Origin of the sequence: Laceyella putida (assembly GCF_042665195.1) — a bacterium.
GTDB classification, from domain to species: Bacteria; Bacillota; Bacilli; order Thermoactinomycetales; family Thermoactinomycetaceae; genus Laceyella; species Laceyella putida.
On the sequence record NZ_JBHTBW010000043.1, the window covers coordinates 1 to 5968 of the forward strand.

At 42.9% G+C, this 5968-nt stretch carries 10 protein-coding genes; 3 read left to right on the forward strand and 7 right to left on the reverse strand.

Annotated elements, in window-relative coordinates; genetic code table 11:
• Positions 1–208: 208 nt before the first annotated feature.
• Both ACFQNG_RS12775 and ACFQNG_RS12780 read left to right on the forward strand, forming a co-directional pair.
• The gene (locus ACFQNG_RS12775; protein WP_379865536.1) at positions 209–685 is read left to right on the forward strand and encodes a DUF2975 domain-containing protein; all 477 of its coding nucleotides are present in this window, start codon (positions 209–211) and stop codon (positions 683–685) included.
• Between the two features lie 10 nt (positions 686–695).
• Entirely contained in the window at positions 696–917 is a 222-nt protein-coding gene (locus tag ACFQNG_RS12780) for a helix-turn-helix domain-containing protein (protein ID WP_379865537.1), read from the forward strand.
• 244 nt (positions 918–1161) lie between these two features.
• Here the strand turns inward: ACFQNG_RS12780 and ACFQNG_RS20940 are convergent, their stop codons facing one another.
• The 7 genes from ACFQNG_RS20940 to ACFQNG_RS12810 all read right to left on the reverse strand — a co-directional run bounded on the left by ACFQNG_RS20940 (position 1162) and on the right by ACFQNG_RS12810 (position 5229).
• Positions 1162–1533: a hypothetical protein gene (locus tag ACFQNG_RS20940; protein WP_379883173.1), complete on the reverse strand. Its 372-nt coding sequence runs from the start codon at positions 1531–1533 to the stop codon at positions 1162–1164.
• A 14-nt stretch (positions 1534–1547) separates the two neighbouring features.
• Positions 1548–1907 (reverse strand): CRISPR-associated endoribonuclease Cas6, encoded by a 360-nt coding sequence (locus tag ACFQNG_RS12785; RefSeq protein WP_379865539.1) that lies wholly within the window; start codon positions 1905–1907, stop codon positions 1548–1550.
• Between the two features lie 18 nt (positions 1908–1925).
• Positions 1926–2156, reverse strand: coding sequence for a hypothetical protein (locus ACFQNG_RS12790; RefSeq protein ID WP_379865541.1), 231 nt, complete (start codon positions 2154–2156; stop codon positions 1926–1928).
• Complete coding sequence (locus ACFQNG_RS12795; protein WP_379865542.1) at positions 2128–2286, reverse strand: hypothetical protein; 159 nt, start codon at positions 2284–2286, stop codon at positions 2128–2130. Before ACFQNG_RS12795 ends, ACFQNG_RS12790 begins: the two co-directional genes overlap by 29 nt.
• A gap of 338 nt (positions 2287–2624) precedes the next feature.
• Entirely contained in the window at positions 2625–3605 is a 981-nt protein-coding gene (locus ACFQNG_RS12800) for a hypothetical protein (RefSeq protein WP_379865543.1), read from the reverse strand.
• Between the two features lie 861 nt (positions 3606–4466).
• Positions 4467–4760, reverse strand: coding sequence for a hypothetical protein (locus tag ACFQNG_RS12805; protein WP_379865546.1), 294 nt, complete (start codon positions 4758–4760; stop codon positions 4467–4469).
• A gap of 100 nt (positions 4761–4860) precedes the next feature.
• Positions 4861–5229, reverse strand: coding sequence for a YhjD family protein (locus ACFQNG_RS12810; protein ID WP_379865547.1), 369 nt, complete (start codon positions 5227–5229; stop codon positions 4861–4863).
• Positions 5230–5411: 182 nt separating this feature from the next.
• Here ACFQNG_RS12810 and ACFQNG_RS12815 point away from each other — a divergent pair, with 182 nt between their 5' ends.
• On the forward strand, positions 5412–5948 hold the full coding sequence (locus ACFQNG_RS12815) for a hypothetical protein (RefSeq protein WP_379865548.1): 537 nt from the start codon (positions 5412–5414) through the stop codon (positions 5946–5948).
• Positions 5949–5968 lie beyond the last annotated feature (20 nt).

Consider the following 5968-nt stretch of genomic DNA (forward strand, 5'->3'; position numbering starts at 1 on the left):
CGAAGGTTTTTGGGTAAATTGCCACACGATATGAGGCGGCTTTTCATTCGCTCACGAAAGGAGCCCGCCCTACCCGACACCCCTCTTGGTGAAACCGTGTATTCTGTTTTCCTTCTCGTTTGTATCGAAAATCGATAAAAATGTATTGCAAAACGATAAGGATTGTTTTATAATCAAATTAACAATTTATAAGTGAGGTGCTTTTTATATGAAGGAAACACTCTTTTTAAAGCTAGCTGTTATTTTTATAGGAATCCTAGTTCTTGCATTGTGCATATTTTTGGTGCCTAAGATCGGGAATTTTGCTGGAGAATTGTATCCAGATATTGCTTATATGAAATCTCTCGTTTTAATCGATATGTACGCGGCAGCGATACCTTTTTACTTTGCTCTGTATCAAGCTTTTAAACTTTTAAGCTATATTGATAAGAAGCAAGCGTTCTCGGAATTATCGGTAAAGGCTTTAAAGAATATAAAATACTGTGCCATCACGATCAGTACCTTGTACCTGCTAGGTATGCCACTCTACCATCTCATGGCGGAAAGAGTTGACCCTCCAAGTTTCAGACCAATCGGATTGGTCATTATTTTCGCCTCTATGGTGATCGCCGGTTTTGCTGCTGTTCTCCAAAGACTTTTACAAGAAGCTATTAATATAAAATCAGAAAATGATTTAACGGTCTGAGGTGAATAACGTGGCAATTATAATCAATATTGATGTGATGCTGGCTAAAAGGAAAATGAGCGTCACAGAACTTTCGGAGAGGGTTGGAATAACGATGGCTAATCTTTCTATATTGAAAAATGGAAAGGCAAAAGCGATTCGATTTTCAACTTTAGAGGCGATTTGTAAGGCTTTAGAATGTCAGCCTGGAGATATTTTAGAATACAAAAGTGACGAAGACACTAAAGGATAATGTTGAAATTTACTTAACGTACGAAATTTCCGAAATGTTGGCGGTACACCTTTTCTTGGTTAATTGGCGGCAAAATCGCCCTTCGCTACCTCCACCCCTTATACGCACGTCGTTTTACCCCTAAAACAAAAAGTCTGTCGACCTTTACCCGTTTTTCATCAATGGGAGGTTGATAGACTTTTTGTTGTTAATTAGCGTTGTTCCATTCCACTAGGGTGCAATTGAAACTGAAAGGGGGCGCCGTTCATGAGTGTGAATGATGAACTTCGGCGGGTTGTAGTTTCCATTCCACTATGGGTGCAATTGAAACTTTGATGACATACTCCTTATGCAATCCTTGTTTATGACGTCGTATTAGTTTCCATTCCACTATGGGTGCAATTGAAACCTCGATCGGCCGATCGCCGTCAACCCGGTGCAAAATGCCTTGTATTAGTTTCCATTCCACTATGGGTGCAATTGAAACCCTTGGTTTTTCAAGGGTTTTGGGAGATACCATTTTTTCCAATCCCCTCAAACACCTTGATTTTACTACGTTTCCAAAAAGTCTGTCAACCTCCTCGACATCGAAAACCCTGGAGGGTTCACAGACTTTCGGGTCAATCTCACGTTGCATAACATCCTCCCCTTCTACTTCCTCACTTCCATCATCCCGAACCCTTGAAAACCATAACTTCCCAAACCTGATTCATAGATCACTTGTTGCACGTTGGGATCAGCTTGAATTTCCAAGGGTAGTAGGTATCCTTTCAATTTCTTCCGCTTAAATGTCGTCAAAACAGCCGTGGTGGATAACTTCGAACGGGCGGGTTCTAGCACGGAGACATGGATGGACTGATCCCCCATTGGTTCGCCCCATTTTATCTGGTACCATTGGCTAATCGATTGGCGCAGGCTATCATAAAACTGACTCTCCAACGGATGGCAATAGTGAAGACGTTCCCCTTGTTGGACGGGGACGACGATCGGGCTGAGTGGTTCGTACTGCATTGTTTCCGTAAAGGTGGGCTACTCCAGGATGCGCACATCCCGGAGAGGAATCCGTGCTTTAGGCAGGCGCAGGCACTCTACGCTCCAGATGCCTTGAATCAGGTTCTGTATTAATTCTGGTTGAATCGAATCCAATCGCCATTTGACCTCCCCCTGGATCATCATATGGGTGCGATGCGTTTGCAGGGACTGGAACTGCAAGCGCGATGTCACCAACGGCTTATACTCCGGCAAATGTGATCCCTTCATCATGCAACCACTTCGCTTGCCCTTCATCGATCTGGGCCAAGCAATAATAAAGATAACTGGTCAAGGCATAGTTCAAATTATACGGCAACGCCAAAGGTTGCACCTGTTCATAGGTTACTTCAATCCGCATGTTTCATCCCTCCAGATAGACGAAAAGTCTGTCAACCTCCCAGCTTTTGACTCTCACTGGAGGTTGACAGACTTTTATGGTATAAAGATCGGTTCTTTTCCAAAATGGGTGCAATTGAAACGGGCGCTTTACGGAACAAGCGGTGCGCCAAGTGTATGATGAGTCCAAGTTTCCATTCCACTATGGGTGCAATTGAAACCCTTGCTCACTTTCCAGGCAGCTCAAGGCTTCTTCATTATACCCATTGCCCGAAAAGTCTGTCAACCTCATCCCCTTGCAAAATCCCGGGAGGTTGACAGACTTTTTAGGATAACCACATCCACTCGCACCAAGGAAGGTCACTTTCTTTTATGCTGATTAAACGCATACGCCAAGGAAAACAGATGGCCGACCAAGCTAACGGGATAGTTGGCCATGATCGACCATAGATATGTTTCCACTTGTTGTTTCTCCGATTGATCGAGAAAAGACCCTTGATAATTGTAGACGATAAAAGGGATTTCATGTTTCCCTGTTCGTAGCAGGTCGGCGATGGGCGCGGCAAACGGCGTTTCATCCCGATTGAGATAACGGTAGATCAAGATATCGCATTCTTCCGCGTTCAATTTCCGCTCCAACTGCGCTTGATCAAACGTCATAAAGTGAACCTGGGTGATTCCACGATCGCGGATGGTTTTGAATTCATGTTGCTGCATCCGTGTAATCTCATCCTCTGTCGCAATCACTAAGATCCGTGTGGAAGTGAAAACCATTTCGTTATTGATCATTTGATGAAGGGCGGTGATGCGCTGTTTGATGTCAGCCACTTCTTGACTGACCAGCCCTTTAAACTGGTCTTCCGCTTGTTGGTGTATCTGGCCAATCCGCTGGGAAAAATCTTTCTCCGCCTCTCGCAACGCTTGTTTTAACTGGTTTTCTTTCCATGTTCTAATCTCATCCAGCCGTTTGTCAATATCGTTTCTTGATTGTCCCAATGTAAAGTAGAGGATGACCCCGCCGACGGTGAACATCAAAGTAATTAGCGAAATGAAGATGGTAAACGTGTTTTTCAATTCTTCCCTTTCTTTCTGTACACCTTCGCGAAACGCGCTCATCTCGCCTTGCAGGTACTCCCGATAATTTTTTATCTCCTCCTGTAGCGCTTGATACACCTCATTTTGCTCCTCCAATGAGGTGAGTTGTTTGCTTAATTCCTCCAAGCTCTTCGGGGCTTGCGAAGTCGCATTGGGATTCTCTTCCGCATACCCTGTTCCGATCAGCAATAGCAATAAAAAACAACAAAGGCCGGTGATCACCGACATCCGACACCACCCACGCATCGCCCTTCAACCCCTTTTACCCATGATGATATACTATTACTAATTTATTACCTCTTTTGATTATAAAAAATATGGGCTGTTTGAGAATAGGGTGTCGGGTAGGGCAGGCTCTGAAAGGAGCCTGCCCTCGTCTATGAGGTGCCTTATGTTTCAAGGGATTTGCCGTACCCCTTATACGTACGTCGTTTTACCCCTAAAACAAAAAGTCTGTCGACCTTTACCCGTTTTTCATCAATGGGAGGTTGACAGACTTTTTGTTGTTAATTAGCGTTTGTTTCATTCCACTATGGGTGCAATTGAAACTTGCCCGTGGGATTGCCATGCATAAGCATGCAACTGTTCTTTGCGTTTCCATTCCACTATGGGTGCAATTGAAACAGATTGGCCCATCAATCCAAGTTTCGCGGCGATCTCAGTTTACGTTTCCATTCCACTATGGGTGCAATTAAAACAAGTCCAATGAAAAGATGATGTATTCACTGACTGTCAAGTTGAAGTTTCCATTCCAAAATGGGTGCAATTAAAACCCTTGGTTTTTCAAGGGGTTTGGGAGATTGTATTTTTTCCGATCCCCTCAAACACCTTGATTTTACTACGTTTCCAAAAAGTCTGTCAACCTCCAGCGCTTCCAAAAACCCGGGGGGTTCACAGACTTTTTGTTTTGGGGATCACCATAGAATTCCATTTTTTGAGCAGATGATACCAAAATCGACGTTCGCTACATCCACCCTACTGAGGCGTTTTTTTCATGACTGAATATTGAATCGAAGTATGTACTACAAACAACTTTGTATAGACATATGTCCTGATGATTATTACATCTAATTCATCACACTAAAAAAGGCTACCCAATGGGTAAGCCTAATTCTTCTCTTCCAGCGCCTTCACGCGCCGGTCCAGCTCCGATAACTTCTTGCGTAATTGCAATGTTGTGCCTTCTTGCAGTTTCATTTGATCCTTGAATAAATCAACATGCGCCTGGTGCTCGTCTACGCTACTGGCAATGGTCTGAACGCCAGCGATGAGTTGTTGTGTTCCGGCGAAACCATTGGCAACTGTCGTCTGTAGCTCCCTGATCTCCGCCTGCATCTCATCCTGTTTCTTGGCTATCTGCTGAACAATAGCCAAAATCTGATCCAGCTTCGCATCACTCATACGGTCCGCTCCCTATGATTAATGATTTCATTATATCATTTCGGGTCAGGCCGCAGATATTCCTTTAGCTATCATATGAAAAGACCCGTCCGTGATCCAGTCAAGTGAGGTCGCCTCTTCTGATCTTCATATATCCTTTCAATATCTCACCGCACTCGACTTTCATAAACTCATTCAAAAACTTCATATTGAGCCTGTAGCCCTTCCAGACATACTCCACCATCCGCTCACCCACCAATTGAACCGTTTGAATAATCTCACCTTGGGATTGGCGGAAGTAGCGCCGGAGCTCGGCCATGTCCTTCAATATTTGATCGCTGATGTGATCGATTTGGTCTTCGTATACCTCAGCAAACTTGAGGTGGCCAAGCTGTTTTTTATCGCGGTTCAATGCTTCCAGTAGCACTTCAAGATGGACATATCGCTTTAGTTTGACTTCAAAATCAAGGTGGTCGTCGTCATACAGCATTTTCCATCACCTATATCCATGATAGCACGTGGATCAAGGGGTAGAAGGCTACTCGGGCTTAGGGGACCCTTAAGGCGGGTTACAAAGGGGGATCCACATTGAAACCCTATTCAAAAAGAGGAAATAGTATTTTGTATGGTGTACTCTGAAAATAAACAGAATTACTTTAGGGAGGAAGGTTAATGGGTACTAAACGGGCTGTATTAATTACTATAATCATAACTGTATCGTGTATGCTACTTCTTTTTTCTTTATTCGTTTTGCCTTATATACCTAAAATTTATAGTGGTGAAGTTTCAGAGGATACAGTGGCTAATACAATATCATATATGAACTTCTTTCTCACATTACTGGCTTTGATAAGTACCATTGGAGGATTTGCCTTTACTATATTTGGTTATTACCAAACAATTAAAGTCCCCCAAATGGTAAAAGAAGAAGTAGATAAATGGGCGAACGAGTTGAATGAATTAAAAAAAGGTGCAAATGATTCTATAAAAGCAATGCAAATCATTTCTGAAATATCTATTTTCCAGGAACCTGATATTAACAGAAAGATTGAGATCATTGACCGTGCAAAAACTACGTATCCTGATATGTGGATTTTGGACTACTATAAAGCCAAGCTTTATTGGGATTTGTTTGTAAACGAACAAAACATTAAATATAGGGAAATCTTAATGAACCCCAAAAGTCCAGACATTTTAAGCCGCATTTGAGGTAAAACGTTGACGGAACT

Excerpts from the sequence above, each read along its gene's own strand:
- ACFQNG_RS12810 (WP_379865547.1), bottom strand. The coding sequence starts at position 5,229 with ATGCTGTATGACGACGACCACCTTGATTTTGAAGTCAAACTAAAGCGA.
- ACFQNG_RS12805 (WP_379865546.1), bottom strand. The coding sequence starts at position 4,760 with ATGAGTGATGCGAAGCTGGATCAGATTTTGGCTATTGTTCAGCAGATA.
- ACFQNG_RS12800 (WP_379865543.1), bottom strand. The coding sequence starts at position 3,605 with ATGCGTGGGTGGTGTCGGATGTCGGTGATCACCGGCCTTTGTTGTTTT.
- ACFQNG_RS12790 (WP_379865541.1), bottom strand. The coding sequence starts at position 2,156 with ATGAAGGGATCACATTTGCCGGAGTATAAGCCGTTGGTGACATCGCGC.
- ACFQNG_RS12785 (WP_379865539.1), bottom strand. The coding sequence starts at position 1,907 with ATGCAGTACGAACCACTCAGCCCGATCGTCGTCCCCGTCCAACAAGGG.
- ACFQNG_RS20940 (WP_379883173.1), bottom strand. The coding sequence starts at position 1,533 with ATGCAACGTGAGATTGACCCGAAAGTCTGTGAACCCTCCAGGGTTTTC.
- ACFQNG_RS12775 (WP_379865536.1), top strand. The coding sequence starts at position 209 with ATGAAGGAAACACTCTTTTTAAAGCTAGCTGTTATTTTTATAGGAATC.
- ACFQNG_RS12815 (WP_379865548.1), top strand. The coding sequence starts at position 5,412 with ATGGGTACTAAACGGGCTGTATTAATTACTATAATCATAACTGTATCG.
- ACFQNG_RS12795 (WP_379865542.1), bottom strand. The coding sequence starts at position 2,286 with ATGCGGATTGAAGTAACCTATGAACAGGTGCAACCTTTGGCGTTGCCG.